At 65.3% G+C, this 23,397-nt stretch carries 22 protein-coding genes; 11 read left to right on the top strand and 11 right to left on the bottom strand.

All coding sequences use genetic code 11. The features are described 5' to 3' along the window. Positions 1 to 66: 66 nt before the first annotated feature. Genes K7W42_RS03205 through K7W42_RS03190 form a run of 4 tightly spaced genes read right to left on the bottom strand, consistent with a single transcriptional unit; the run spans position 67 to position 2,431 of the window. Complete coding sequence (locus K7W42_RS03205; protein WP_224572218.1) at positions 67 to 570, bottom strand: hypothetical protein; 504 nt, start codon at positions 568 to 570, stop codon at positions 67 to 69. Then, the gene (locus K7W42_RS03200) at positions 563 to 1,480 is read right to left on the bottom strand and encodes a DMT family transporter (RefSeq protein WP_224572216.1); all 918 of its coding nucleotides are present in this window, start codon (positions 1,478 to 1,480) and stop codon (positions 563 to 565) included. The genes K7W42_RS03205 and K7W42_RS03200 overlap by 8 nt, the downstream gene beginning before the upstream one ends. After that, positions 1,477 to 1,992, bottom strand: coding sequence for a DUF1697 domain-containing protein (locus tag K7W42_RS03195; protein ID WP_224572214.1), 516 nt, complete (start codon positions 1,990 to 1,992; stop codon positions 1,477 to 1,479). The genes K7W42_RS03200 and K7W42_RS03195 overlap by 4 nt, the downstream gene beginning before the upstream one ends. 13 nt (positions 1,993 to 2,005) lie before the next feature. Next, positions 2,006 to 2,431, bottom strand: a complete 426-nt coding sequence (locus K7W42_RS03190; RefSeq protein WP_224572212.1) for a VOC family protein — start codon at positions 2,429 to 2,431, stop codon at positions 2,006 to 2,008. Between the two features lie 352 nt (positions 2,432 to 2,783). Between K7W42_RS03190 and soxR the strand changes: the two genes are divergently transcribed. After that, positions 2,784 to 3,260, top strand: coding sequence for a redox-sensitive transcriptional activator SoxR (gene soxR, locus K7W42_RS03185; RefSeq protein WP_224572210.1), 477 nt, complete (start codon positions 2,784 to 2,786; stop codon positions 3,258 to 3,260). Here soxR and K7W42_RS03180 read toward each other — a convergent pair. The 3 genes from K7W42_RS03180 to K7W42_RS03170 all read right to left on the bottom strand — a co-directional run bounded on the left by K7W42_RS03180 (position 3,235) and on the right by K7W42_RS03170 (position 5,633). Continuing rightward, a complete protein-coding gene (locus K7W42_RS03180) occupies positions 3,235 to 4,389 on the bottom strand; it encodes a sensor histidine kinase (RefSeq protein WP_157459142.1) in 1,155 nt (384 codons plus the stop codon). The two genes, soxR and K7W42_RS03180, sit on opposite strands and share 26 nt — an antisense overlap. A 64-nt stretch (positions 4,390 to 4,453) precedes the next feature. Further along, positions 4,454 to 5,125: a response regulator gene (locus K7W42_RS03175; RefSeq protein ID WP_224572209.1), complete on the bottom strand. Its 672-nt coding sequence runs from the start codon at positions 5,123 to 5,125 to the stop codon at positions 4,454 to 4,456. A 97-nt stretch (positions 5,126 to 5,222) separates the two neighbouring features. Next, positions 5,223 to 5,633, bottom strand: a complete 411-nt coding sequence (locus K7W42_RS03170) for an SHOCT domain-containing protein (protein WP_224572206.1) — start codon at positions 5,631 to 5,633, stop codon at positions 5,223 to 5,225. A gap of 329 nt (positions 5,634 to 5,962) precedes the next feature. Here K7W42_RS03170 and K7W42_RS03165 point away from each other — a divergent pair, with 329 nt between their 5' ends. Beyond that, the gene (locus K7W42_RS03165) at positions 5,963 to 6,562 is read left to right on the top strand and encodes a GNAT family N-acetyltransferase (protein ID WP_224572204.1); all 600 of its coding nucleotides are present in this window, start codon (positions 5,963 to 5,965) and stop codon (positions 6,560 to 6,562) included. A gap of 461 nt (positions 6,563 to 7,023) precedes the next feature. Here K7W42_RS03165 and K7W42_RS03160 read toward each other — a convergent pair whose 3' ends face one another. Continuing rightward, the gene (locus K7W42_RS03160; RefSeq protein WP_224572202.1) at positions 7,024 to 8,034 is read right to left on the bottom strand and encodes a DUF4352 domain-containing protein; all 1,011 of its coding nucleotides are present in this window, start codon (positions 8,032 to 8,034) and stop codon (positions 7,024 to 7,026) included. Positions 8,035 to 8,173: 139 nt separating this feature from the next. Here K7W42_RS03160 and K7W42_RS03155 point away from each other — a divergent pair, with 139 nt between their 5' ends. From K7W42_RS03155 to K7W42_RS03145, 3 genes are all read left to right on the top strand, one after another. Then, complete coding sequence (locus K7W42_RS03155) at positions 8,174 to 9,493, top strand: hypothetical protein (protein WP_224572200.1); 1,320 nt, start codon at positions 8,174 to 8,176, stop codon at positions 9,491 to 9,493. A gap of 433 nt (positions 9,494 to 9,926) precedes the next feature. Continuing rightward, positions 9,927 to 10,799 (top strand): carboxypeptidase-like regulatory domain-containing protein, encoded by an 873-nt coding sequence (locus tag K7W42_RS03150; protein WP_224572198.1) that lies wholly within the window; start codon positions 9,927 to 9,929, stop codon positions 10,797 to 10,799. A 111-nt stretch (positions 10,800 to 10,910) separates the two neighbouring features. Then, on the top strand, positions 10,911 to 13,097 hold the full coding sequence (locus K7W42_RS03145; protein WP_224572196.1) for a tetratricopeptide repeat protein: 2,187 nt from the start codon (positions 10,911 to 10,913) through the stop codon (positions 13,095 to 13,097). 450 nt (positions 13,098 to 13,547) lie between these two features. Here K7W42_RS03145 and K7W42_RS03140 read toward each other — a convergent pair whose 3' ends face one another. The 3 genes from K7W42_RS03140 to K7W42_RS03130 form a co-directional block, all read right to left on the bottom strand. Beyond that, the gene (locus tag K7W42_RS03140; RefSeq protein ID WP_224572193.1) at positions 13,548 to 14,909 is read right to left on the bottom strand and encodes an FAD-dependent oxidoreductase; all 1,362 of its coding nucleotides are present in this window, start codon (positions 14,907 to 14,909) and stop codon (positions 13,548 to 13,550) included. Positions 14,910 to 15,054: 145 nt separating this feature from the next. Beyond that, positions 15,055 to 16,188: a carboxypeptidase-like regulatory domain-containing protein gene (locus tag K7W42_RS03135; protein ID WP_224572191.1), complete on the bottom strand. Its 1,134-nt coding sequence runs from the start codon at positions 16,186 to 16,188 to the stop codon at positions 15,055 to 15,057. A gap of 100 nt (positions 16,189 to 16,288) precedes the next feature. Next, positions 16,289 to 16,441: a hypothetical protein gene (locus K7W42_RS03130; protein ID WP_224572189.1), complete on the bottom strand. Its 153-nt coding sequence runs from the start codon at positions 16,439 to 16,441 to the stop codon at positions 16,289 to 16,291. Positions 16,442 to 16,833: 392 nt separating this feature from the next. On the opposite strand from K7W42_RS03130, the gene K7W42_RS03125 reads away from it, so the two are divergent. The 6 genes from K7W42_RS03125 (at position 16,834) to cbiQ (ending at position 23,352) form a co-directional block, all read left to right on the top strand. Then, positions 16,834 to 18,852, top strand: a complete 2,019-nt coding sequence (locus tag K7W42_RS03125) for an ATP-binding protein (protein WP_224572187.1) — start codon at positions 16,834 to 16,836, stop codon at positions 18,850 to 18,852. Positions 18,853 to 18,957: 105 nt separating this feature from the next. Beyond that, complete coding sequence (locus tag K7W42_RS03120; RefSeq protein ID WP_224572185.1) at positions 18,958 to 19,716, top strand: ABC transporter substrate-binding protein; 759 nt, start codon at positions 18,958 to 18,960, stop codon at positions 19,714 to 19,716. Positions 19,717 to 20,100: 384 nt separating this feature from the next. Further along, complete coding sequence (locus K7W42_RS03115) at positions 20,101 to 20,991, top strand: SDR family oxidoreductase (RefSeq protein WP_224572183.1); 891 nt, start codon at positions 20,101 to 20,103, stop codon at positions 20,989 to 20,991. Positions 20,992 to 21,608: 617 nt separating this feature from the next. Further along, on the top strand, positions 21,609 to 22,349 hold the full coding sequence (locus K7W42_RS03110; protein ID WP_224572181.1) for an energy-coupling factor ABC transporter permease: 741 nt from the start codon (positions 21,609 to 21,611) through the stop codon (positions 22,347 to 22,349). Beyond that, positions 22,333 to 22,665: an energy-coupling factor ABC transporter substrate-binding protein gene (locus tag K7W42_RS03105; RefSeq protein ID WP_224572179.1), complete on the top strand. Its 333-nt coding sequence runs from the start codon at positions 22,333 to 22,335 to the stop codon at positions 22,663 to 22,665. The genes K7W42_RS03110 and K7W42_RS03105 overlap by 17 nt, the downstream gene beginning before the upstream one ends. 6 nt (positions 22,666 to 22,671) lie before the next feature. After that, the gene (gene cbiQ, locus K7W42_RS03100) at positions 22,672 to 23,352 is read left to right on the top strand and encodes a cobalt ECF transporter T component CbiQ (protein ID WP_224572177.1); all 681 of its coding nucleotides are present in this window, start codon (positions 22,672 to 22,674) and stop codon (positions 23,350 to 23,352) included. Positions 23,353 to 23,397: the final 45 nt, after the last annotated feature.

The following is a 23,397-nucleotide window of genomic DNA, read 5'->3' as shown; positions in this document are numbered from 1 at the left end:
CAACGCCCTCAAGACGACCAAATCTTTCTTCAGTTAGGGGCTCTGTGCGCGGTCACCCGCTTCCCCTCAGGTCGTGGATGTTGAGGCCGACGAAGCAGCGCTCTGCGCCTGCTGATCTTCCAGTGCCTTGTAGGCGCAGACCGCTGCCAGGCCGGCGACTTCCAGGGGCACGCCGCTGACGCTCAGGTCCACATCTTTGCCCTCAAACCGGCCGCCAATCCGGCCCTGCAGGCGCGCGCCGTCCTGAGTCAGGACCACATCCTTGCCGTCCAGACGGCCAGAAAACCGGCCGTGGACCTGGCCACTGCCAATCTGAAGATGCACGTCGTCCCCATCAAGGCGGCCGCCCAGACGCACATGAACCGCCTGGGGGGTCACCTCTCCGTCAGCATCGAAGCCCGCGAAGGTGCCGCCAATGCGGCCATCTACGTCACCTGCGCGCACTGTCAGGTGAATGTCCTTGCCTTCAAAGCGCCCACCAATGCGGCCCGAAAGACGCTGACCGTCCCAGTCGGCATGCAGGTCGTAGCCATTGGTCAGGCCGCCGATGCGTCCGTGCAGTTCACTCATGCGTGTGGGTACGCGGCCTGGGGCCCGCGGGTTGCGTGGCGGCCAGTGCCACACCTGCCACGCACAGCCCCAGCCCGGCCAGCGACCACAGGCTCAGCCGCTCGCCGTACAGCACAAAGGCTTCCAGAACGGCCAGGGGCGGCACCAGATAGAACAGACTCCCCACCTGCGCGGCTGGGAGATCGCGCAGCAGGCGCATGAGCAGCAGGATGGCGCCCACCGACAGCACCAGCACCAGCCAGGTCAGTGACAGGATAAATTCCGTGTTCCAGTGAATGGTGCCGCCGCCCTGGGCCAGCAGGATCAGCCCCGTCAGCAGGGCGCTGGCAAGGTACTGCACCGTAGTTCCGCCCAGGAGCGGCATCCCGGCTCCGTACCGGCGCTGGTACAGCGTGCCCGCCGTGGTGCAGGCCAGGGCGATGCCCGCCGCCAGTAGCGCGCCGGCGCTGAGGCTCCCGGTGCCCACCGGTCGGCCCACGACCACCAGCAGCACACCGACAAACCCCAGGCCCAGCCCGCTCCATTGCCGCGCCGTGACCACTTCGCCCAGCACCGGCGCCGACAGCAGCGCCGTCAGCAGGGGTTGCAGGCCCACCAGCACACTGGTAACGCCCGCTGGCAGCCCTAGATGGATGGCCACCGTGACGCCGCCCAAGTAGCCGGCGTGCAGCAGCAGGCCCGTGACCGCCGCGCGCCGGGCCTGGGCCGGCGTGGGCCAGGGGGCCCGCAGCGCAGCGGTCAGCAGCGCCATCAGCAGGGCCGCGAGCACGAACCGCACGCTCAGAAACGCAAATGGGTCGGCGTTGCGGGCCGCGCCCTTGGTGCCCAGAAAGCCGGTGCTCCACAGCAGCACGAACACCAGTGGCGCTGCGCCCAGGAGGGCCGTCTTCAGGCGCGGGGCTGAGTTCACAGCCGCCCGGCGATGGCCTGCACGGTGCGCCAGTTGCGGACGGTACACGGCACCCCCAGCACACGGGTCAGCACGGCCTGGGACAACCGCAGGTTCCGCGTACCTTCGGGCACCGTCTGGTACACCTGCGCGCCTATCAGGGCCCAGCGTTCGGGGGTCACGTCGCGCGCCTGTAAGGTGGCCACGGCGTCCGGTTGGGGCCCACGTGCCAGAAACGCCACGCTGACCGGCTCCGTCAGCAGGTCGGCGGGACAGTGCTGCGCGGCCTGCCGCCAGTCTTCGGCCGTTCGCAGGGTCACGGGAATGGTGAAGCCGAAGTGGGCGCCCAGAGCCGCTTCCAGGTTCTGGCCCAGGTGGGGGTCCGGATCGGCGTCGAACAGCGCGTTGCCACTCTGAATGTAGGTCTGCACGCCGGTCAGGCCCAACGTACCCAGGAGGGTACGCAGTTCGGCCATGCTGACCTTGCGGGTCTGGCCTAGATTCACGGCGTGCAGCAGGGCGACAAACCTCATGCCTGAGGTTGTATCAGGTTGTCGAAGGCAGCTTCGGCCATGACCGGGTACACAGCACCAGCCGGTAGCCGTCGGGGTCCTGTACCGTGACGCTCCACTCGTCCCAGTAGGGATTCAGAGCGGCCACGCGCTGACCTCCACACTGCTCCAGGCACTGAATGACCTCCGCTGGCACGGGCCCATCCAGGTACAGCACCAGCAGATCCTCGGCGGTCGGGGTGGGCGTCACAGTCTGGCCGCGTGCGTGCGTCAATTCTAGATGCCAGACTGCGCCCGGCAGACCCAGCATGAGCAGGTCGGCAAACCCGTCTCCTTGGCTCTGCCACAGCACCTGGAGGCCCAGGCCGTCCTGATAGAAGTGCTGTGCGGCGGCCAGATTCCGGCTGGGCCGCGCCAGCCGCAGGTGAAGGGTAGGCGACAGGGCAACAGAGTGGCTCACAGTTGACCATCGGAAACAAGCTGGAAGTTCGCAGAATGAGCGGTCCAGCCTTGCGGCGACGTGCGTGGGCCACGCTTGAAGCGGCTCGGTGCCCATTTGACGAGGAAAATCATCCAGCGTTCTGCCGGATGACTTCCGAATGGGGACAGGAGGTGCAAGGTGGATTCCGGTCGTGGCGTGGTCCCCTCGGGTCTGGCCCACGGCAGATGTATGAGGCCGTGCCTGGCCTGGGAAGGCGGCCCAGGGCCGTTCAGGCGCAGGCGCCGCAGAGAGGCTGTCGCCGCAGGAACAGAAAGGGTCATGCCTCTACCCTAGAACCTCAAGTACACTTGAGGTCAAGAGGTGACCTGCTTTGACTGTACTCACCCCAGCTGAAGTGTCGGCCCGCAGCGGCCTGGCCGTGAGCGCGCTGCACCACTACGAACGCGAGGGGCTGATTGCCAGCACGCGCACGGGTGGTGGCCAGCGGCGCTATGCCCGCGACACCCTGCGCCGCCTGGCGTTTATTCGTGCGGCGGCGCGGGTGGGGGTGTCGCTGGCCGAGATTCGCGCGGCTCTGGCCACCCTGCCCGGCGGGCGCGTGCCCACGGCGGCCGACTGGGAGGTGCTGGCGGCGCGCTGGCAGGCCGAACTGGACGAACGCATCGCCGCACTTCAGCGCCTGCGCAGCGACCTGAGCAGCTGCATTTCCTGCGGGTGTCTGTCGCTGGACACCTGCGCGCTGCACAACCCTGGTGACGACTACGCCCGCGCACACCCGTCAGGCAACCGCCTGCTGGGCCGAAACGAAAGCGGCGCTGAGGTCAGGCGCCGGGCAAGCGCACCGTAAATTCTGCGCCGCCCTCTGGATGGTTGCGGGCGTCCAGCTGCCCACCCTGAGCGTCGGTCAGGGCGCGGGCAATCGCCAGGCCCAGGCCGCTGCTGGCGCGGCCCTGTGGGTCCCGGGTGCGGCTTGCGTCGGCGCGGTAAAAGCGCTCGAAGGCGCGCGACAGGGCGCTGGGGGAAAATCCGGGGCCGTGGTCGCGCACGCTCAGTAGCCCCTGCCCGCCTTGAAGGGCTGCCCGAAGTTCCACCGGGCCCGGCGCGGCATAACGCAGGGCATTGTCCAGCAGGTTCTGAAGGGTCTGGCGCAGCCGGTCGGGGTCAGCCTGCACGGGCACAGGGCCGCCCGTTTGAACAGTGAGGGTGACGCCCACGTCAGCCGCCTGGCGGGCGTAGGTGTCGGCAAGCGTACGCAGCACTTCACCGGCGTCAACCACCTCTGGCTTCAGGGTCAGGGCGCCGCTTTCAGCCAGGGACAGCAGGCGCAGGTCCGTGACCAGCCGGGCCAGCAGCAGCACCTCGCCGTGCAGCCGCGCCAGGGCGGCGCTGTCCACGGGCTGCACGCCGTCCTGCATCGCCTCAATCTCTGAACGCAGCACGGCCAGCGGGGTGCGCAGGTCGTGGGCAATGTCGGCCACCAGCCCGCGCCGCCACGCTTCCTGCCGCGCCAGGCTCAGGGTGAGGTCATTAAAGGCCCGCGTCACGGCCCCCACCTCGTCCTGCCGGGGGGGCATGGGCAGGGCCACGTCCCGCGCGCCAGCCTGAAGACGCTGCGCGGCGTCGGCCAGGCGGCGCAGCGGCCAGGTGAGTTGCCGCGTCACCAGCGCCGCCACCACGGTGGAGAGCAGCGTGCTCACCAGCGCTGCCCGCACCGCGCCGCCCATGATGGTGTGCCCGGCATTGCGGACCAGCAGGTCCCATTCGGCGGTGGTCAGGGGCGCGGCGGTGTCGGGCCGGAAGTCGGCCAGCACGCGCAGGGTGGTGCCGACCGTCATACTGGTGGTCAGGACCACGGCCAGCAGCGCAGTCAGGGCAAAGGCCCGGCCCAGCCGCGCCCGCAGGCCCCAGGGCCGGCGCCCCTTGCGCCCCAGGCGGCGCTGGAAGCTGGGGGGCAGACCGGAGGAACGGCGGCGCATTACCCCGCGCCTCCGGTCTGCCACTGTAAGGTTGCCGGTGCCGTGCATCCCCCGGTGCCCTTGCTCAGGCCAGCCATAAGCGGTAGCCCACGCCACGCACAGTGTCGAGCAGCCCGGCGTCGGCCCCAAATTTGCGCCGCAGATTCTTGACGTGGGCGTCGACTGTGCGCTCATCGGTGCCGCGCTCCAGTCCCCCCAGCGCCGCCAGAAGCTCGGCGCGTGAGCGCACCACGCCCGCTTCCCGCGCTAGCAGGGCCAGCAGCCGGACCTCGGCGGCGGTCACGTCCAGGTCGGTGCCGTGCAGGGTGACCCGGAAGGCGGCGGGGTCCACGGTCAGCGGGCCCGCGTGCAGGGTGCCGCTCATGTCGGTGGCCGCGCTCGCCCGGCGCAGCACCGCTTTGACACGCGCCACCACCTCGCGCGGGCTGTACGGTTTGACCACATAATCGTCGGCGCCAATGCCCAGGCCCAGCAGGCGGTCAATTTCCTCGTCTCGTGCGGTGAGCATGATGATCGGCACGTTCGATTCGGCGCGCACCCGCCGCGCCACCTCCAGCCCATCCAGTTCCGGCAGCATCAGGTCCAGCAGAATCAGCGCTGGGCGGGCCGCGCGCCACAGTTCCAGTGCGCGGCGCCCGGTGGCAGCCCTTTCGGTGTGGAAGCCCTCGCGGCGCAGATAGCCGTCCAGAATGTCGGCCAGACGCGCCTCGTCTTCCACGATCAGAATCGTGCTCATCAGGAGTCCTATTGTTCACCAGAGCCGGGCAGCCTGCGGCGGGGCGTGACGAGCTGAACTGGGTGCTGCGTCCTGTCCGTCTCGCCGGCCTCCGCCGTCAGAGTTTCAGATCTCCCTCGGCCTCAGGTTGCCCGGACTGGCCAGGCTTGTGCTCACCGCTCAGGGTACGGCGCAGGGCCTCATACTCGTCGGCGTTGATCTCGCCTTTGGCGTAGCGCTCGCGGGCAATCTGCTGCGCCTGATCGGTCACGAAGCGGCTTCGGCCCTGGCGGAAGGTCTCGCGCAGGTGGCGAACCTCCTCGGGCATCTGGCCGGGGCCACCAAAGCGGTGCAGGCGTCGGCGCCTCAAAAAGAGAAAAGCGCCTATCCCCAGGGCCACCAGCAGGAAGCCGGGTGGGCCGTCGTGGCGTGGCACCGACAGGGGGCCATACCCGTAGGGCACACTTTGCAGGGGGAGGTAGGTCTGAGGAACAGCCTGAGCGGGGGCGTTGTTGACAAAAATATCCATTGAGAGAGCTCCTTTCGCGGGGCCAGGTGGCCTTCTCGCGTGCTCAGAAGGTACGGTCAGCGCCGTGAAGGGCGCGGGGAGCCTGTGTGAACTGGGCGTGAATGCGGACCCCGCTCTGGAGGAAGGCTCGCTGGTTCTGTCAACTGAACGCCAGAGCAAGCCGCGCTGAATTTGGTGTCACGTGGAAGGGTGTGGGCAATGGCGAGCTACAACAGTCTGCCTGGAGCGGCCCATTCGCGGCGTACCTCAGGCGAGTCATGAAGCGCACGGCGAAGATTGACCTTGCACATGTCACTTCCTGGTCATTCCCAGCCTGTCAGGCTCTGGGCATGACCGATCTCTCTTCCCTGCTGGCGGCTCTCCCTTCCCTCCGTACACCCCGCCTTCTTCTGCGGCCCCTCGGCCCCTCCTACCTCAATCAGGTCATGGCCAGCTTGCAAGACCCTGAAGCCATGCGGTTAACAGGGACGGCCACTCAGTTCACCGCCGACCAGGTGTCGCAGTTTCTGACCGCAGTTCAGGGTGCGGAGAACCGCGCCGACTGGGCCATTCTGCGGCTCTCTGACGGCCTTTACCTGGGAGAAGCCGTGCTGAACGATCTAGATGCGGGGAACCGCAGCATGAATTTTCGCATCGGCCTGAGTAGTTCTGAAGTCTTTGGTCAGGGCTACGGCAGCGAAGCGACGCAGGCGGTGGTGCGCTACGGGTTTGACCACCTGGACCTTCACCGCATCAGCCTCGGGGTCTACGCCTTTAACCCGCGTGCGCGCCGGGTGTATCACAAATGCGGCTTTATAGATGAAGGGTTGGAACGTCAGGCCCTGCACTGGGAGGGGGTCTGGGTGGACCAGCACCGAATGGCCCGGCTGGCCACTGACCCGGCGGGCGAGATGGAGAGCATGCCCTACGAGGTGGTTTCCGAAGATTAAGAGTGTGGGGTGATGGGGCGCGGCGTTTCGCCCAAGCCCCTCTTAAGCCGCGTTGTAACAAGTTGCCGACTCAAGATCAAAGCGGCCAAGGCTCACCCTCGGCCGCTTTCAAGACTGTTGCCAGAACAATGCTGGGCAGCCCTTCTGCTCAACTGCCCTGGCAGAAGCAGTTCGCATCCTGTTGGTTAAATCGAAGGCAGACCAGTCAACAGACTCGAATCTGTTTCCAAGCTATCTGGCCAGACCTACCCTGGCTCAAGGCTATCTCGGTGGTTGTAAACACTCCCCGAGTGAGCTGGTCAGCCTCCGTCAAATGAAACCAGACAGCAGAGTGGGAAACTCTGCTGCCGCAATTTCGGCAAGCTGTGCAACGCCATGCGTATGAAGGCCGGTCCAGAGCAGAGGCCCTAAGCATCGACTCTGGACTGGCCTCAACCTCCCAAGTCCTTACAGGCAGGCCGTTACTTCAAAGCACTCACGTCAAACAGCAGGGTGTGGCTGTAGCCTTCCTGAAAGACGAGAGTCTGCAGAGGGGTGCCGTCCGGCACTTCAAACACGTAGCGCGCCCGGTACTCTGCGCCAGGAGCAAGTTTCAGGCCTGGTCCCCCCTCGCCTCTGGCTTTAAGGACCGTGAGGTAGCGCAGCCGCTCTCCGTCGGCGTCCAGAATTTCGGGCATCAGGGTTTGCAAACCCAGGTAGCGCTCCTGCGGCGCTTGGTTCTTGAGCACCACGGTGGCCACAACGTAGCGGTGTCCACTGCGTGGAGCGCGGCCATCCAGCACTTCGGTGCTGAGGGCCGTCGTTTCCAGCCGCAGGTCAAAGCTCTCCAGGGGGTAGTTCTGGCCCACCTTGGCCGGCACGGCCCCCAACGCGCTGGCCCCACTGGCATCGGCAGGATCGGCGTAAGGCGCGGCCAGTGGGTTAGTCACCCGGCGCAGATCGTAGCGCAGCACGCCAGTGCCGGCTTCGTGTTCCACGATCAGCTTGGGCACCACGCCCGCTGCGGGCACCATGATGGCCGTCACGAACTCCAGAACCTGAGAAGGCTTGAGCTGCAAACCCACCAGTTCGCCGGTGGAAGCCAGGCCCACGCTGCGCACCGAGGGGCGGTTGATGTTCTGGGCGTCGACCGCCGTGAAGGTGAAGGACCGTGAGTCAAAGTACACGTCTTTCTTCTGGGGATTGGCCACGCGGAAGGTCAGGACCAGCAACTTTTGATCGGCCTTCGGGGTAAAGACCTCGTTCCCAACGATCACGCGCGAGACGCTAAAAGTGGCCTTTGTCAGGGTGAAATTGAGCGGACTGCTCTTGCCGAGGGTATAGGGCTGCTGGAGCGTCGCGTTCAGGCCCGCCAGCGGCACTGTCCCCTGTACGGCCGGTTTCTGTGTCGTCGGCGCCGCCGCGGCCTGGGCCGATTGACATGGATTCAGGAGGGCGAGGGTCAGCAGGGTCGTCCAGATCACCTTGTTCATGAGGCGACAGTAGAGGTGAGAGAGTGACACACCAGTGACAGGGGAGGGCCGTGCAGCTGTGCGGGGCCCGTTCCTGCTGACAGAGCCCAGGTCGGGCGATGTCACTCAGGCGTCACGCTGCTTTTCCTACCGTCGGAGCATGTGGCTTTCAGGTTTCCGATTTCTCTGTCTAGGCACTCTTCTGTCCTGCTGGGCGCACGGCGCTGGTCTGGCCGGTGCTGATCACGACGGCAACGGCATTCGGGATGATGTCGATGCGTATATCGCAGAACATACGCCAGCGGCGTCGCCTGAGCGGCAGGCTGTTCAGGACTACGCGCGCAGTCTTCAGCGTCTGGTGACAGGACAGCCACCTCAGGTTTCGCTGGACAGCAGCCCGGTGCTCTCTCTGGTTCGCAGTGGCAACAAGAACTGGGCGGAGTGGACACGGGAGGTAAGAAGTCGGACGGTGAATACAGGCGCGCGACTGGACGCTTATGCCGCAGCTGTGCAAAAGGCCGGGCCGCAGTTTCTTCCGCTCTACCCGATCAGCGAAGACGACTGCGCCAGCGGGCAGTGCACGCTTGTGATCTTCCAGAACGGGATTCTGACCACTGAGGAAACGGCGCTGAAGAGCATGCTGGCCCTGCGGCGGCTTCTGGGAGAGACGGCGGGGCCACAGCGCCTCCTGTACGCGCTGAACTACAACCCCACCGAAGGGCTCCTGGACCTTGTGGAGGTCTTCCGGCAGAAATTTGGCGAGCATGATCTGGGCGCCGCCCTGTTCGCCGGCACCTACGGAGAACCGGCGGCACTTTCAGCGGTCGCTACTTCCCTTCTGGAGGCGAAACTCAGGGCTCAGACCACAGATCAGCTGCCCACCACAGTCGGCGGCTGGATGACCGCCCTGACCAATCCAGGCAGCCTGCTCCCCAAAGCCAGACCTGTCCTGCCCACAGTTGACGAGGTCGCTGACATGACGCGGCAGTACGTTGAAGCCTACCTGGGGTCTCTCGTTCAGACGACGCTGCGCCTGAAGGACCGCGCAGCGAACTCCACGTACATGGACGACAATGCTCGGCAGTTGACCGACGGTGTCGAGGCTTATCTCCGCCGGGGTCTGCGCGTCGTGCTGGTCGCGCACAGTCAGGGCAATCTGTACGCCGAGGTGGTGAACCGTGAACTTGAGCGGCGCGGTGTGCCGACCCAGCACTTTGCGGTGGCTGGAATTGCTGTTCCCAATGGGCATTCCCCGGCGAATGGCCCATACGTGTCAACGCAGGCAGACCTCGTGATTGGCGCTCTTCGCCTCATTTTTCCTGTGCTGGCGGCCAACGACCACACTGTGCCGGCGGCTCAACCTGGAAGCGCATTTCTGGGGCACGCTTTTGTGGATGTGTACACCAGTCCGGGCTCGGCCGTCTCAAAGCGGGTCGCCGACGTGGTGCTACAGGCCATCGATCAGGTGAGTCGGCCATGAATCCTCTTGGTCACGTCACTTTGCGGTTGTAATCGCAACGTCACTTGGGTTTTCCTGTGGAGGCGCAGGCCGGGACGTTGGGAAGCCGGAGCGGCCTGCTGCAGCTTTTTGGGCTGGTCCTGACACCCTCCCAACGACCAAAACCCCAAGATGGCATTTGCATGACAGCGGCCAGCTGTGCGCCTGGGGCAAAGTTGGGCGAGGTCACACGGTCTGGAAAGCTGCACCATCAGTAGCTCCTGACGCTCCCCAACTGGGCACAACATGCGAAAAGCCCGCCGGGGACGCTCTTTTGAAGGCTGAGTTGCTGAGTCGCCGTGGCTGGGTCGTTCCCGATTTGACCTCTGCTGAGGGCATCATCCCCATGCCACCACTCAATTTCTAAAGTCTTTTTCAAGAGGAAGCCCCAGCGGCTTCTGAAGGAGGAAGACCCATGTTCCGATCACTGACTGTTACTTCTCTGCTGCTGTCTCTGGTTCTCGGCGCCTGCTCGACATCACCCGCAGGTGGAGGCGTGGTGCCGCCCGACCCGGTGCCCCTGCCGGGTGACCCCGGCCCCATACCCAACCCCACCCCTGGCCCTGATCCCACGCCTGGTCCCAACCCCACACCCGGTGATCCCGTTCCGCCGCCTCCCGGCGACACCACGGCACAGGGCTTCATCACGGGCCGGATTGTCAACCAGTATGGGCAGCCTGTGGTCAATGCAGAGGTGGTGGCCGACAACACGCTGGCCTATAACAGCAACCTCATTACCCACACGGATGCTGATGGCCGCTACAAGATCAGCGTGAACGGCATGCCCACCACCTTCAAAGTCAGCGCCAAAATCACGCTGAACTACCCGCCCTATAACCCGCAAGTGGATCTGGTGCCCGACGGCGAGACGGTGGTGCCTGGCAACGTGGGCGGCGTCGTAAACTTCACGCTCAAGCCTGGGACTTCTCAGTACGGCAACCTGGGCATGATTCAGGTAGAAAACGGCGCTGGGTACTTCGTCGATCTGTCCAAGGTCGAACTGACGGTCAACTCGGTTGGGACGCTGGCCGACGGCAGCAGCGGCGTGTCGTTCAAGGTCAAGCCAACCCACCTGTGGAGCTGGTACGTCATCAACGTGATGTACGGCACCTATACGGTCACCGCCACCGAAAACGGCGTCCCCCTGGACGTCCGCAAGAAGTTTGACGGCGGAGAGCTGTACGAATGGCACAGCAGCTTTACTGGCGGCTTTACCAAGGACATGTGGGCCCCCAACCCGGTCATGAACCTTCAGCTCCGGCCGCACAACGACGATCCCACTCCCTGAACTGCGCCCGCCCCCAGCCCCTCTCTAAGCCTTGAAGGCCCAGCCTCTCTCACGCCGCACCAGAACGTGGGAAAAGGGTGGGCCTCCGCCTGCATCCCAGGAGCTATTCACATGTCTATTCGTTCCGTGCTGGCCAGCGTGCTGGTTCCGCCCACCGCTTCGCGTTACCTGGGGCCGATGATCCTCCGGTCAGCTGTGCCCCTGCTGCTGTCTCTGGGGTCTGCGCAGGCGTCGCCTGACCTTTACGGTCAATTCTGGGGCGACGCCCTGCCCCTCCCACCTGCGGCCCAGCAGCGCGAGCAACTAGACCGCGACCGTCTGTGGGTCTGCCCGGTGGTCACGGGGGCCGACGTGCAGGCGGCGCTGAACCCGGCGGTTCAGACCTTGCAGGAGACCCTCGCCGGCATGGCCAAGGATGACCCCGCGAGGGTGGCCTTGCAGCAGACCCTTAATCAGCTCAAAGCCTCCGGCCAGAACGTCCCGCCGCCGGCAGCGCCCCGGCCCAGCGCAGCGCCCTTGACCCTGGCCCAGGCCCTGAAGAACACGCAGACCTGGCTGGGTCAGCATGAGGCGGCGGGGGTCCGGGCCCTGGCGGCCAGTCAAGAGGGGAAGTCGGCAGGGCGGGCGAGCGCCTTTGCGCTGCAGGCTACCCTTGCGGGTCGCCCGGAAGCGGCGCTGGCAGGCCTGCTGACGGCCCACACCCTGGAGCCCAAGAACGCCGATACCCTGGTCAACCTGGCCGGGGCGCTGGTCACGGTGAATCTACCCGCCGAGGCCCTGGCCGTACTGGCGCAGGCCGAGCGGCAAGGCATTGCGCCTGGCGGGGCCATGGGAATTTCGGTGCAGGCGGTCGCGCTGAACAACCGGGGCGGCGCCCTGGTCAAGCTGGGGCGATTTGCCGAGGCTGACAAGGTGCTGCGTCAGGCCCTGGCCCTGCAGCCCACCCTGACGGAAGCGGGCCAGTTGCTGGCCCACGCTCTGCTGTGTCAGGGCAAAACCGCCGACGCGGTGCAGGTGATGCGCCGCAGTGCGCGCCGCGCCCCAGGCACGGGTGCAGGCCAGGAACTGCCGACCTCGTCAGGCCCTGGGCCTTCAACCAGCCAGCCCACGCCGGCCAGTGCTGGGCAGATCGAGAGCCGCCGGCCAGCCCGCCAGGTCTTCGACATGACGCGTGGCCAGAGCATCACGCTCCCTGACCTGAAGATTGCGCAGACCCCGGCCCAGGCGGTGCAGCTGCTGGACCGTTACGTAGCGCTTGACGAGGAACTGAGTGAGCGGGGACTGGCGCTGGTTCGGCGGCAGGAAGCGGTCGAGCTGCAACTGCGCAACCGGGGGGAAGCTCTGCCGGCGACCCAGGCGAGACAGAAGGCGATCTGGTTAGCGCTCATCGCCTCGCGCGCCGAGCCAGAGCTGCGGGCGCTGGACACCCGTCAGGACCGCACAGGGGACGAGGTGGCCCGCATCTGGGGCGACTTCTGGCACTGCGAAGGCGGCTGCTCCATTGCCGTCATCATCGACAAAGCCCACGGCGACGAAGAGGTCTTTCGCAGCCTGTGTGTGCCCCAGTTGCAGGGCGCCCATGAACGCTGGCGCAGCGCTATGCACGCCTATGCCCATGACCTCGCCGCTGCGGCCAAGGCGGACTACCTCTACGAAACGGCCCTGGCTGCCAATTACAGCGACCCTCTGTGGCATCAGCGCGCGGCGCTGCAGGCAGAAATTGAGGCCACGGGCCGGTTTGGCATGCTGGTCAATGCCGCCCGGCTCTGGGCGCATGACGTCAAAAGTTTTGAGAGTGGTTGTGTCGAAGGCTCTGGTGGAGCGGCTGACTCGGTGCCAGTGGCCGCACCCCTAAAGGTGCCGCCGCCAGACGTGTGTAAGCCCCTGGTGGGCCTCTTCACCACATCGGTGTCGCTGGGCGTGGTGGATGCGGGCTTCAGCTGCGATAAGGTCTCGCTGAAAGTGGCGCCTTCTGGCCTGCTGACCTCCTTTGTCAAAGCAGAGCTGGATATGTCGGCCGAGAAGTGGAAAACGACGGTGATCATCGGCCTTCAAGGCGGCGGCAGCCTGAAGGAGGTGGCTGGACTTGGGGTCAAGGCGGCGGTGGGGGCCTATGTGTCCGCCACGCGCGACGGGATCAAGGATTACGGCATGGTCGGCGAAGTCAAATCGTCTATCGGCATCAATGTTGGGGAAAAGCTGCCCATCGGCCAGGTCAAGATTGGCGAGAGCGCGAAGGCCATTAATGCCCGCTGGAGTTTCGTGACTGGCGAAACCATCTTCGATGTAGGGCATTGATCGGGGCCGCGTTTGGCGTGCTGGAATGCAGGTGAAATCCAAGTCAGGGCACGAGGATGGTCCTCTCCTGCCCTGACTTCTGTTGTTAGTTTTGCTTCTCCTGTCTCTCAAACGGAAGGGTGTCGGTTCACGTACGCCTGGCCCGGTGTTTGCCTTTTTCCCGCTGCCCCTAATCAGTTCACCAGTGTTAAACCGCTGCCAACAAAGTCCCCCAAGCGGTTGTAAGCAACTATTGAGCAGCTGTTCATCAGAGCTGCCCCCTGTGCTGAAAGGCATCTCAGCAGGCCTTCTAGCGTTTAGCGCTGACTTCTCGAAAACAGTAGGAAAAGGCGTCAGCAAAGCTCATCAAGGCTGATCAGTCCCCTGGGCGTAGCGCCCTTTCATCCAGTTACCGTCTCAACTGCACAAAGCGCCCAACCGTCGGGCTGGGCGCTCTGTGAATTATGCGGGTCAGGCGGGGACAGACAGTGCCGCTTGCTCTGTTCGGTGCTGGCGTGCGGCGCGGCTCACGCGCAGGAGGGTGCCGGGCGAGACCAGTGCAGACGGCGGCCGAAGCAGGTGGGCCACCTCAAACAGCGCCGTGGCCAGGCTGGAATCGTGAAGGCTGGCGCGCTGGAAGTGGCCCATGTACCAGTTCATCGCCTTGATGAGCGCTGGCCGTGGCCCCGGCACCTCGGGGTAGGCCAGGTCGGCGTTGGCCGCCATAGACCACGCCAGCTCCACAATGCGGCGGGCCGCCTTGAAATAGGTCAGCCCTAGCGGCGTACTGCCCCTTCTGCCGGCCAGCACACGCTCAAGAGCCAGGGCTTCCAGCGCGGCCACCGTCATCCCCTGGCCGTACACCGGATTAAAGCTGCACCACGCGTCGCCCACGACCAGCAGGCCCGCCGGAAAACGGGTCAGCCGCTCGTAGTGTCGGCGGACATTGGCTTTGAAGGTATAGGTCGAAAAGCCACTGAGCGGCCGGGCAGTGGACAGGAAGGCATGAAACTCAGGAGCAGCCAGGCCGGCAGCAAACGACAGAAAGCCGGCCTCATCCTGCGGTGGGTGGTGGCCCAGCCAGCCGCCTTGCATCACCAGCCAGCGGTCGCCCTCGACGGCTGCCGCCGAGCCCAGCGTGTACTCGTGGGGCGGCTGAGGCAGCACCGCAAAGGCGTTGGCGCCGCCCAGGTCACCGGGCTGCCGAGCATATTCACGGGTCACGTAGCGCAGGTTGATGGGCAGCTGCGTCTCGGCCGGCGCCGCGAAGCCATGGCTCTCCAGCCAGGCCGGGGTGCGCGACCCACGCCCAGTGGCGTCCACGACCAGCTGGGCCGGAAGCTGAAGTTCCTCCCCGCTGCCCGTTTGACACTGAACACCGACGGTGGCCTGCCCGTCGGCGCTGAGGGTATACCCCAGGAAGCTCAGGCCGTCACAGAGCGTGACATTCGGGAGCGCCAGCACCCGGCGGCGAATCGTAGCTTCCAGCAGCGGGCGGCTGAGGCACAGCAGCCCAATGCCACTGTGAACGCGGGGGCGCCGCACGCCCCCCTGGACGGTGACGGTGTCTCCAATCAGGTCGCTGCTGACGGCGCCGGCCTGGGTCAATTCGGCTTCCAGGCCGGGGAACAGGTCCGCCATTGCCCGCAGGCCGCCGGCGAGGAGCCCGTGGGTGTGTTGGCCCTGAGGGACCCCCTTGCGGGCGCCGACTTGGTCGGTCAATAGGTCGCGCTCAATGAGGGTCACCTGGTCAAAATGACTGGAAAGAACGCGGGCGCTGAGCAGGCCAGCCACACTGGCCCCCACCACCACGGCGTGGGTTGGTGTATTCATAAGAACCTCCTGGGAGAGCCCCAGTGGGATGCGAAGAGGCGAGAGGTGACAGCCATCCTCCGCTGGACTGGCGGCGAGAAAGCGCCACCACCGAGGCTCAAGCGCCACTCAGGGGTTTGTCTCTGACTGGCTCTGGGCGCGGCTTTCAGTTCGTGGGTTTCAGGGTGATGTCGGCGTTTTTGACCGGAGCCATGACGGTATCGTCGCTGTCGTTCAGGAGGCCCAGCAGGTCGCCGTCACTCACGTCGCCGTCGCCGTCCTGATCCAGCCACGCCACCAGGCGGTATTCGAGGCCCGGCGAAAGGTTGTTCAGAACGTAACTCACCTGCTGTCCGGACCCCTTGACAGTCACAAAACGGGTGAAGCCTTCGTCGCAGTCCTCGCCGCCGTGGCCTGCCGGCACACAGGCGAACACTACGGCGCCCTTCAGGTCGGTGTCGGCCCGCAGCGTGCCGGAAATGGTCGGGCCCCCGGACGAACTGGAACTGGCCGTGCTGGAGCTGGCGGCCGAGCTGTTGGCTGATGGGCGGGCATCGGGCACCGTGGCTGTCTCGGGGTGCCGGATTTCGACGTTCAGGGCGGGATTGGGCGCCCACATGTCCTTGATGAAGTCGCCGGTGAAGCTGCTGCCCCACTCGCGCAGAATGGTGCCGTCGCCCTTCTGGCGCACCTCCAGCGGCTGACCATTTTCAGTGGCCGTGACCTTGTAGGTGCCGTACATGACGTTCACCACGAACCAGCCGGCCAGATGCACCGGCCGGACCACCAGTGGTTTTCCGCTGCTGCCGTCGGCCAACTTGCCCACAGGTGTGAGGGTCAGCACCACCTTGTTGTAATCGACCAGGCTGGAGACGCCAACACCCATCTGCACAGTCACGAGGCCCAGATTGCCGTAGGGCGTGGACGTGTCGGGTTTCAGGACGAAGTCTACGACCCCGCCGACATTGCCCGGCACCACAGCCTGTCCTTTGGCACTCAGCGAGATTGGAATCTGGGCGCCTTTGTATTTCAGGGTCGTTTTCGCACTGACCTTAAAGGTGGTGGGCATGCCATTGACGCTGATCTTGTAGTGGCCCTGGGCGTCGGTGCGGGTGATCAGATTGCTGTTGTAACCCAGCGTGTTGTCGGCCACCACCTCGACGTTGGGCAGTGGCGCGCCGGCCTGGTTGACCACGGTGCCAGTAATAAAGCCCCGGACGGCCTGGGTGGCGTGGGCGGACGTGCACAGGCCGAGCGTGAGGGCCGACGCGAAGATGGAGCGGGTTAGGATTCGGTTCATAGGGAAGCCTCCTGGGCCGGCGCCCGGAAGGGCTGTTCGGCTGACCCCTGCACCTTAGGCCTGGGTGGATGACAGCGGCGTGATGGGCTTTTCCGCCGTTTCACACGGCCTGATGATGGGGATTGGCGCGGCGAGTCCCGGCAGAGGCGTCTTTGGCGCGGCTGGGCCCCTGGAAGCGGCGCTTGCTGGGCGCCATCATCGGCGTGTCATCCGCCAGTCCTTGCCGGGCGAATCTTGCCTTCTCAACCTTCAAGGGCTTATTGCAGCCTGGTCCCACTGATCGCACCTGGCCCGCGCCGCCCCTCGTCCCAGAGCCGAAGAAACGCAGAAAGCCCTTCGGTAACCGGCCCCTCTCATTCGTTTCGTTCTCTGCGCTTCCCTGAACTGTTCCGGAGCGTGTTGTGGCGCTCTGTGGTGACTGCATACGGATTCCAGCTGTTTCGTTGACCCATCGGGAAAGAACCGATGTGTAACACCCACCCCTCGAACCCGCTTTTGCTCCTTCTCGCTCTTCTGCGAAGCTCTCCGAGTCTGCTGCGCCGCTTTGTCAGTCCGCTCGGCGTTCATCGTTAATGGAAGCGATCCGGCGTACGGATCACTGACAATCTTCCGGGACCACGGGGCACGATCCCGTATCATCGGGGCATGTCTGTAAGGATGGACGCGCCCTGGCAGCTGGCTTTGCTGGGCCGGCCCCAGGTCACTCGCCCTGATGGCCAGAAAGCCGAGTGTCCGCCGCGCCTGCTGCTCATTCTCGCCTTTGTGGCTCTGGAGGGCCGGACGGCACGGGCGCGGCTGGCGTCCATGATGTGGCCGGACGTTCTGGAAAGCGTGGCCCGCAACAACCTCGTCCACGCCCTGCGCCGCATTCAGGCGATCAGCGGGGCAGGCCTGCTCTTGGTGGGCAGGGACATTGACCTGGCGCCGGGCGTTCAGCTGGACGTGGGGCCCCTGCTGCACCCGGAGCCTGGCCAAGACCCACCCACCTTCGCATCAGCCCTGACCCTGCTGGACGGTCTGGATTTTGAACTCGGCGCCGACCTCGTGGCCTGGATTGAGGTGTGGCGTGAGCGGCTGATGCAGCTGGCGGTGGAGCAGGTGCGCCGGGCCGTAACCCGCGAGCAGGAGCAGGGTGATCTGCGGCGCGCGCTGGAATGGGCTGAACTCTGGCTGCACACCGATCCTGTGTCAGAGGACGCCTACCGGACGCTGATGCGGCTGCATTACCTCAATGGCGACCGGGCAGCGGCCCTGCGAACGTACCAGCGCTGCGTGACCGCCATTGAGCGGGAATTCGGCAGCGCCCCCTCGGCCGAAACGCACCGCCTGGCCGAAGAACTTGGTCGCCTGGCGCCTGCCCCGCCCGGAGACGCTTTGCCGTCGCCGCTGCCCCTGTCGGTGTCCCGCCCCCCGGTGCTGATTGGCCGGGAAGAGGCCTGGGCGCGCATGGAAGCGGCCTGGGCCAAGGGGCAGATTATCTTTATTTCTGGCGAGCCCGGCGTGGGCAAAAGCCGACTGCTTCAGGATTTCGTGCAGGCCAAAGGTTCACATGTGTGGCTGGACGGCCGTCCCGGCGACCTGACGGTGCCGTACAGCACCCTTTCGCGCATCCTGCGCACCTACCTGCGGGCCGCGCCCGACGTTGAGCTGCCGGGTTATGTTCAGCAGGAGCTGTCCCGGCTGCTGCCCGAATGCGCCGGTCCCGGCGGCCCACCCCCGCCGATCGTGGATGAGGAGGCGCGCCTGAGGTTCTATACCGCCATGGGGGACGCCATCGTCCTGACGACCCAGGGCGCGTCGGTGATCGTTCAGGACGACTGGCAGTACTGCGACAAGGCGACCTCGGACTTCGGGGCGGCGTTTGCCTCCCGCACCTATCCGCTGGCCGAAGGCCAGACCGGGCCGCCGGGCATTGTCGCCTTCCGGGCCGGCGAGCTGCCTCTGCCCCAGAAAACCATGTTGCAGGGAGTGGTTCAGGGCGGTCAGGCCATTCATATCGAACTGGGCCCCCTGGATGAGGCCGACACTCGGCGGCTGGTGCACAGCCTGGGTGTGCCGGAATTGGAACCGCGCATCGCGGCTATCACGCAACTGGCAGGAGGTTATCCCCAGTTTGTGCAGGAGGCGGTGCGGTATCTGCTGGAGGCCGGTGCCGACGATGCAGGCCCCCTGCCGCTGCCCCCCCTGATTCAGGAGGTGCTGATGCGCCGCCTGGAGCAGCTGTCCGAACGGGCCCTGCATGTGGCCCGCGCCGCAAGCGTGTTGCAACAGGATTTCACGGTAGACCTGATTGGCGAGATGCTGGGCCTGCCCTTGCTGGACGTGGCGGCCGCCTGGGAAGAACTGGAAGGGCGGCAGATTATGCAGGGGGAACGGTTTAGCCACGACCTCCTGCTTCAGGCGGTGGCGGCAGGTATTCCGGCCAGCATTCGCCGGTTGCTGCACCGCAGCGCGGCCCGCACCCTGGAGCGTCATCATGGCAGCGCGCCGCGCATTGCCGGGCACTGGGCTTCCGGGGAGTCGCCCACACAGGCGTCGGCGTGGTTTATCCAGGCGGCCGCCGCCGCCCGCGCTGCGTTCCGGCTGGATGAGGCCGAGGGCTTCGAGTGGCAGGCGCAGCAAACCGCCTCGGCGGCGCGCACTGTCGGCCCGGCAACTGCCTGATCTAGAGAGATTTGGAGGCCGCCTGAGAGATGCCCTCAGCACTGAGCAGGCAGGCCAGGCGGCGCAGCAGACCCAGTGACTGCCACCGCCAGCGGCTGAATCGAAGTGAAGAGGGGTTCACGGAATCCCGCTGTCAGGCTGAAACTGAACCCCAGCGGGTCTCGCTCTAGGGGAGGCCGGGGGAGGGAGCGGTGGCCGACCGACGGGCCTGTCCTGGACCATGCCGTTCTCCCGCTCTTTGAGGCGGTGCTGGCGGCCAAGCCTGACCTCATCATCATGTACTCGTTGGCCGGGCTCCCCGACTCGAAGGCGAATTACGCGGCCCTCAGCAAAATTGTCCCTACCCCGGCCTTCGATTTCGACGCGACGGACGCGGGGTGGCGCCCAGCCCTGAAAAAACTCGGCCGTGTCTTTGGCCGCACCCAGACGGCTGAGCGCTCTATCCAGACCTTTGACCGCCGGGTCACCGAACTGCGCGGCAAGCTCGCCCCTGTCCTGGCCCGGCCCAACACGGCGCTGCTGGTCATGTTCGAGCCGACCAGCGTCATGGCCCTGGGCGAGAAGTTCAGCTTCTCGGGGACGCTGCGGCAACTGGGCCTGAAACTGAGCGTGCCAGCCGGGATGGACGCCAACACCGTGTTCAAGGTGGTCATCCCCGAGGCGCTGCTGACCCTCAAGGCCGACCGGGTGGTGTTGCTGCGCGCCAAAACGGGTGGTCAGCTCGTTCCGCGCAACATGACTGACACCCTGCTGGCGCAGGCCAAATTGCCAGTCAACACTTATCCCCTGGACCCGCAGGAGGCGTCCACCGGTCCCCTGACAGACCTGAAGCGGCTTGAAGCCCTGGCCAAGATTCTCAGGTGAAAAGGAGAGGGGAGGGTGTGACCCGCCCTCAGGAATAAGGCAGGAGGAGCACTTCTGAATCAAGCTGGCCTGTGGTGCGGGCCAGCTTGACTGCTGTTGAACGCAAGCCCGGCAGCGCGGCTCTTTGATGACACAGCCGCTGAAAAAGTGCTGTCGGTCGCACAGTGCAACTTCGTACCCTGTATGTGTGCCGGACGCCTTCACCAGAAGCTGAAACGAGGGCGTGTGCTCAGGGCCAATCTCAGTTTTCCCGGAGGGGCCTCCAGCTCGACATCCCGGAGAGCTGTTCGGCGTACCGTGGGCGGAGCAGGGCTTACCACTAGCTTCTCAAGAACTGGGCCACTGGCTGCTCCTTGCACCAAAGGCCACACGAAGGAGACAACGATGACGACCGAGGGCAAAGTTATCCTCATCACGGGAACGTCCAGCGGCGTGGGCCTTCACACCGCCCTTGAACTGGCAGCGGCGGGTCACCACGTCTACGCCACCATGCGAAATCCAGAACGTGCCGGGACGCTGCGCCAGTTGACAGAGGAGCAGGGGGTGACGGTCCATATCCGCACGCTCGACGTGCAGCAAGACGATTCTGTGCGGGCCTGTGTCCAGGGCATTGTTGCCGAGACCGGGCGGCTGGACGTGCTGGTCAACAACGCTGGGGCCGGCCTGGTGCGCGCCACCGAACAGGCGAGTGACGAGGACGTGCAGCAGGTGCTGGACCTCAACCTGCTGGGTGTCATCCGCTGTGTGCGCGCGGTGCTGCCTGTCATGCGGTCGGCTGGACGTGGGCAAATCGTCAACGTGACTTCGGTGGGTGGGCTGGTGGGGCAGCCGCTGAACGACCTGTACTGCGCCGCAAAGTTTGCCGTCGAAGGCCTGAGCGAAAGCCTGGCGTCCTATCTGGAGCCGTATTTCGGTATCCGGGTGCAGGTTGTCGAGCCTGGCGCCATCGCCACCAATTTTCTGACCACAGTGCTGGCCGGACTGGAAGAATCGCCGGGGCCACTGGACGAGGTGTACCGGCCAGTGCTGGACGATTACCTGGCCCCGATGGTGACGCTAATGGAGCAGGCGCGGGCGGGCGGCGGGCCGGTGGCCGTGGGGCAGACGCCGCAGGAGGTCGCGCAGGTGATTGCGCGGGTGGTGTCAGGGGAGATCACCGCCTTTCGGACCCGGACCTCGGCGTCCGGCGAGGCCTTTACGGCGCTCAAGACCTCGGGCGACCCCACGGGCGACGCGCTGCTGACGCTGGTGCGGCAGCGGTTTCTGAACCGCTAATGGACTGAAGGCTGGCTGCCAGGCCCGCGCCCTTCACAGGAGGAAAGCCTATTTCTTTCGCTGTTTAGAGGCGAGTTGGTCGGTGGATGCAGAGTGGAGGGCCGGACGCTCAACTTGGCAGGCGGTAAGAGCCTCCACTGGAAGAGTCGGCCAACATCCTTCCGAGCCCTCCAAGAATGGGCGTAAGCTCGTGCTGTTCCGATCTAGAAAGAGTGAGCCTCTGACGCTCTGCCGCTTGGCTCAACACCCGAGCCAACCAAAGACATTACAGAGTCGCTCCCTTTCGATCTCAGCACAAGCGCCGAATCACCTGACCGCGCTGGCCCGGTGCTAGACTTTTTCGACCTGAGTCAGGGGAAGTCCGGTGACTGCGCTCCACGCACATTCCGGCACTGTCGCGCAACGGTAATGGAGGCTTTGCCTCTTAAGTCCGAATGCCTCTCAGGGACGCGGAGCCTACTTGGCTCTGCACCTCTCGCCAAAAGAGGGCCACGACATGAGCCTTGCCTGACCCTTTCCAGTGTTCTCGCATTCCGCTCTGGCCCCGGCTGGAGCGGAGTGTTGCGTCTTCCGCTCTAAAGCCTTTCACCAGACGCGCGGGACCTAAGGAGAACTGGGTGTTCAGACCTCAATTCAGGGGGCGGCAGGTGGTGGCCCTGAGCGGCGCCGCCGCGCTGCTGCTCGGCTCGCAGGCGCAGGCCATGCACATCATGGAAGGCTTTCTTCCCAGGGAATGGGCCCTGGCGTGGTTTGTCATCACCGTGCCCTTTTTTGTTCTGGGTTTGCGGCGGCTGCGGCAGATGATGCGCGACCATCCCGAGAAAAAGCTGCTGCTCGCGCTGGCCGGGGCATTCGTCTTTCTGCTCTCGGCGCTGAAACTGCCCTCGGTGACGGGGTCCTGCTCGCACCCGACCGGGGTGGGCCTGGGCGCCATTCTTTTTGGTCCGCTGCCGATGGTGGTGCTAGGGGTCATTGTGCTGCTGTTTCAGGCGCTGCTGCTGGCGCACGGCGGCCTGACCACGCTGGGCGCCAACGCTTTTTCGATGGCGGTGGCTGGGCCTTTCGTGGCCTACGCGGTCTGGCGCGTCCTGCAGCGGGCAGGGGCGAACCGCAATGTCAGCATCTTTACCGCTGCGGCGCTGGCCGACCTGCTGACCTACGTGGTGACCTCTGTGCAGCTGGGCCTGGTGTTTCCTGACCCGGCAGGTGGCGTAGCGGCGTCCACCCTGAAATTCCTGGGCATCTTCGCGCTGACGCAGATCCCGATTGCCATTGCCGAGGGGCTGCTGACCGTGCTGGTGCTGGATAAAGTCGTTGAATTCGAGGGCGAGGGGGCTGTTCGTGAAGCCCTCAGCTAACCTGACCCCACTGGGCCGACTGGCCATCGTGCTGTGTATTGCCGCCCTGGTGATCCTGCCGCTCGTGTTCCTGAAAGGCGCCGAATTTGGCGGCGCCGATGGGCAGGCCGAGGCAGCCATCACGCAGATTGACAAGACCTACAAACCGTGGGCCTCTCCCCTCATTGAGCCGGCCAGCGGCGAGATTGAGTCGCTGCTCTTTGCCTTGCAGGCAGCGCTGGGAGCAGGTGTCATTTTTTACTACCTCGGGTATCAGCAGGGGCGCCGGAGGGGGCGCGGCAGTGAAGCGCCGGAAGTGCGGGACGCCGAGTTGTGACGCTCCATGTTTGAGCTTGACCAGTATGCCCAGACCAACCGCCTCGCGCCCTTGCCGGCGGCCTGGAAGGTGGGCGCCGGGCTGGGGGCGCTGCTGGTCGTCATTTCGCTGGACTCGCCCGCCGTGCACGCCCTGGTGCTGCTGGTCATGGCCACCCTGACGGTCGGTGCGGCGGGTATTCCGCTGCGGCCCTACCTGCGGCTGTACACCATTCCGGCATCGTTCATCGCGCTGAGCCTGCTGACCGTCGCGCTCAGCGTCACGCGCTCGCCAGAGCCGCTGCTGTGGGCGGTGCCGCTGGGCGGGGGGTTTGTCGGCCTGAGTGAATCGGGCGTGGACGCCGCGCTGCTGCTCTTTACGCGCAGTCTCTCGGGCATCAGCACCACGTACTTCATTGCGCTGACCACGCCCGTCTACCAGTGGGCCGGGCTGCTGCACCGCCTGAAGGTGCCGCGTGAATTTACTGAACTGACCATCCTGGTTTACCGCTTCGTAACCATCTTTGCCGAGGAACTGGACACCATGCGGCAGGCGAGCGACCTGAAATTTGGGCAGCGGAACCCCAGGGTCATGATCCGTTCGGCGGCGGCGCTGGCAGGCCTGCTGTTCACCCGTGTCATGAACAGTTACGGGGGCTGGCAGCGGGCCCTGGACCTCAAGCTCTACCGGGGAGAGTTTCACCTGTAATGCGGATTCCGCTTCATTGCAGCACAGCAAAGAAAGGCGCCGTCT

The organism is Deinococcus betulae (genome assembly GCF_020166395.1).
In the GTDB taxonomy this organism is placed as follows: Bacteria; Deinococcota; Deinococci; order Deinococcales; family Deinococcaceae; genus Deinococcus; species Deinococcus betulae.
Note: the sequence above shows the minus strand (reverse complement) of the source record. Positions and strands in the feature narration are given on the sequence as shown.

Excerpts from the sequence above, each read along its gene's own strand:
- K7W42_RS03175 (WP_224572209.1), bottom strand. The coding sequence starts at position 5,125 with ATGAGCACGATTCTGATCGTGGAAGACGAGGCGCGTCTGGCCGACATT.
- K7W42_RS03125 (WP_224572187.1), top strand. The coding sequence starts at position 16,834 with ATGTCTGTAAGGATGGACGCGCCCTGGCAGCTGGCTTTGCTGGGCCGG.
- K7W42_RS03145 (WP_224572196.1), top strand. The coding sequence starts at position 10,911 with ATGTCTATTCGTTCCGTGCTGGCCAGCGTGCTGGTTCCGCCCACCGCT.
- K7W42_RS03160 (WP_224572202.1), bottom strand. The coding sequence starts at position 8,034 with ATGAACAAGGTGATCTGGACGACCCTGCTGACCCTCGCCCTCCTGAAT.
- K7W42_RS03180 (WP_157459142.1), bottom strand. The coding sequence starts at position 4,389 with ATGCGCCGCCGTTCCTCCGGTCTGCCCCCCAGCTTCCAGCGCCGCCTG.
- K7W42_RS03140 (WP_224572193.1), bottom strand. The coding sequence starts at position 14,909 with ATGAATACACCAACCCACGCCGTGGTGGTGGGGGCCAGTGTGGCTGGC.
- K7W42_RS03115 (WP_224572183.1), top strand. The coding sequence starts at position 20,101 with ATGACGACCGAGGGCAAAGTTATCCTCATCACGGGAACGTCCAGCGGC.
- K7W42_RS03205 (WP_224572218.1), bottom strand. The coding sequence starts at position 570 with ATGAGTGAACTGCACGGACGCATCGGCGGCCTGACCAATGGCTACGAC.
- cbiQ (WP_224572177.1), top strand. The coding sequence starts at position 22,672 with ATGTTTGAGCTTGACCAGTATGCCCAGACCAACCGCCTCGCGCCCTTG.
- K7W42_RS03150 (WP_224572198.1), top strand. The coding sequence starts at position 9,927 with ATGTTCCGATCACTGACTGTTACTTCTCTGCTGCTGTCTCTGGTTCTC.
- K7W42_RS03170 (WP_224572206.1), bottom strand. The coding sequence starts at position 5,633 with ATGGATATTTTTGTCAACAACGCCCCCGCTCAGGCTGTTCCTCAGACC.
- K7W42_RS03195 (WP_224572214.1), bottom strand. The coding sequence starts at position 1,992 with ATGAGGTTTGTCGCCCTGCTGCACGCCGTGAATCTAGGCCAGACCCGC.
- K7W42_RS03165 (WP_224572204.1), top strand. The coding sequence starts at position 5,963 with ATGACCGATCTCTCTTCCCTGCTGGCGGCTCTCCCTTCCCTCCGTACA.
- K7W42_RS03155 (WP_224572200.1), top strand. The coding sequence starts at position 8,174 with ATGTGGCTTTCAGGTTTCCGATTTCTCTGTCTAGGCACTCTTCTGTCC.
- K7W42_RS03135 (WP_224572191.1), bottom strand. The coding sequence starts at position 16,188 with ATGAACCGAATCCTAACCCGCTCCATCTTCGCGTCGGCCCTCACGCTC.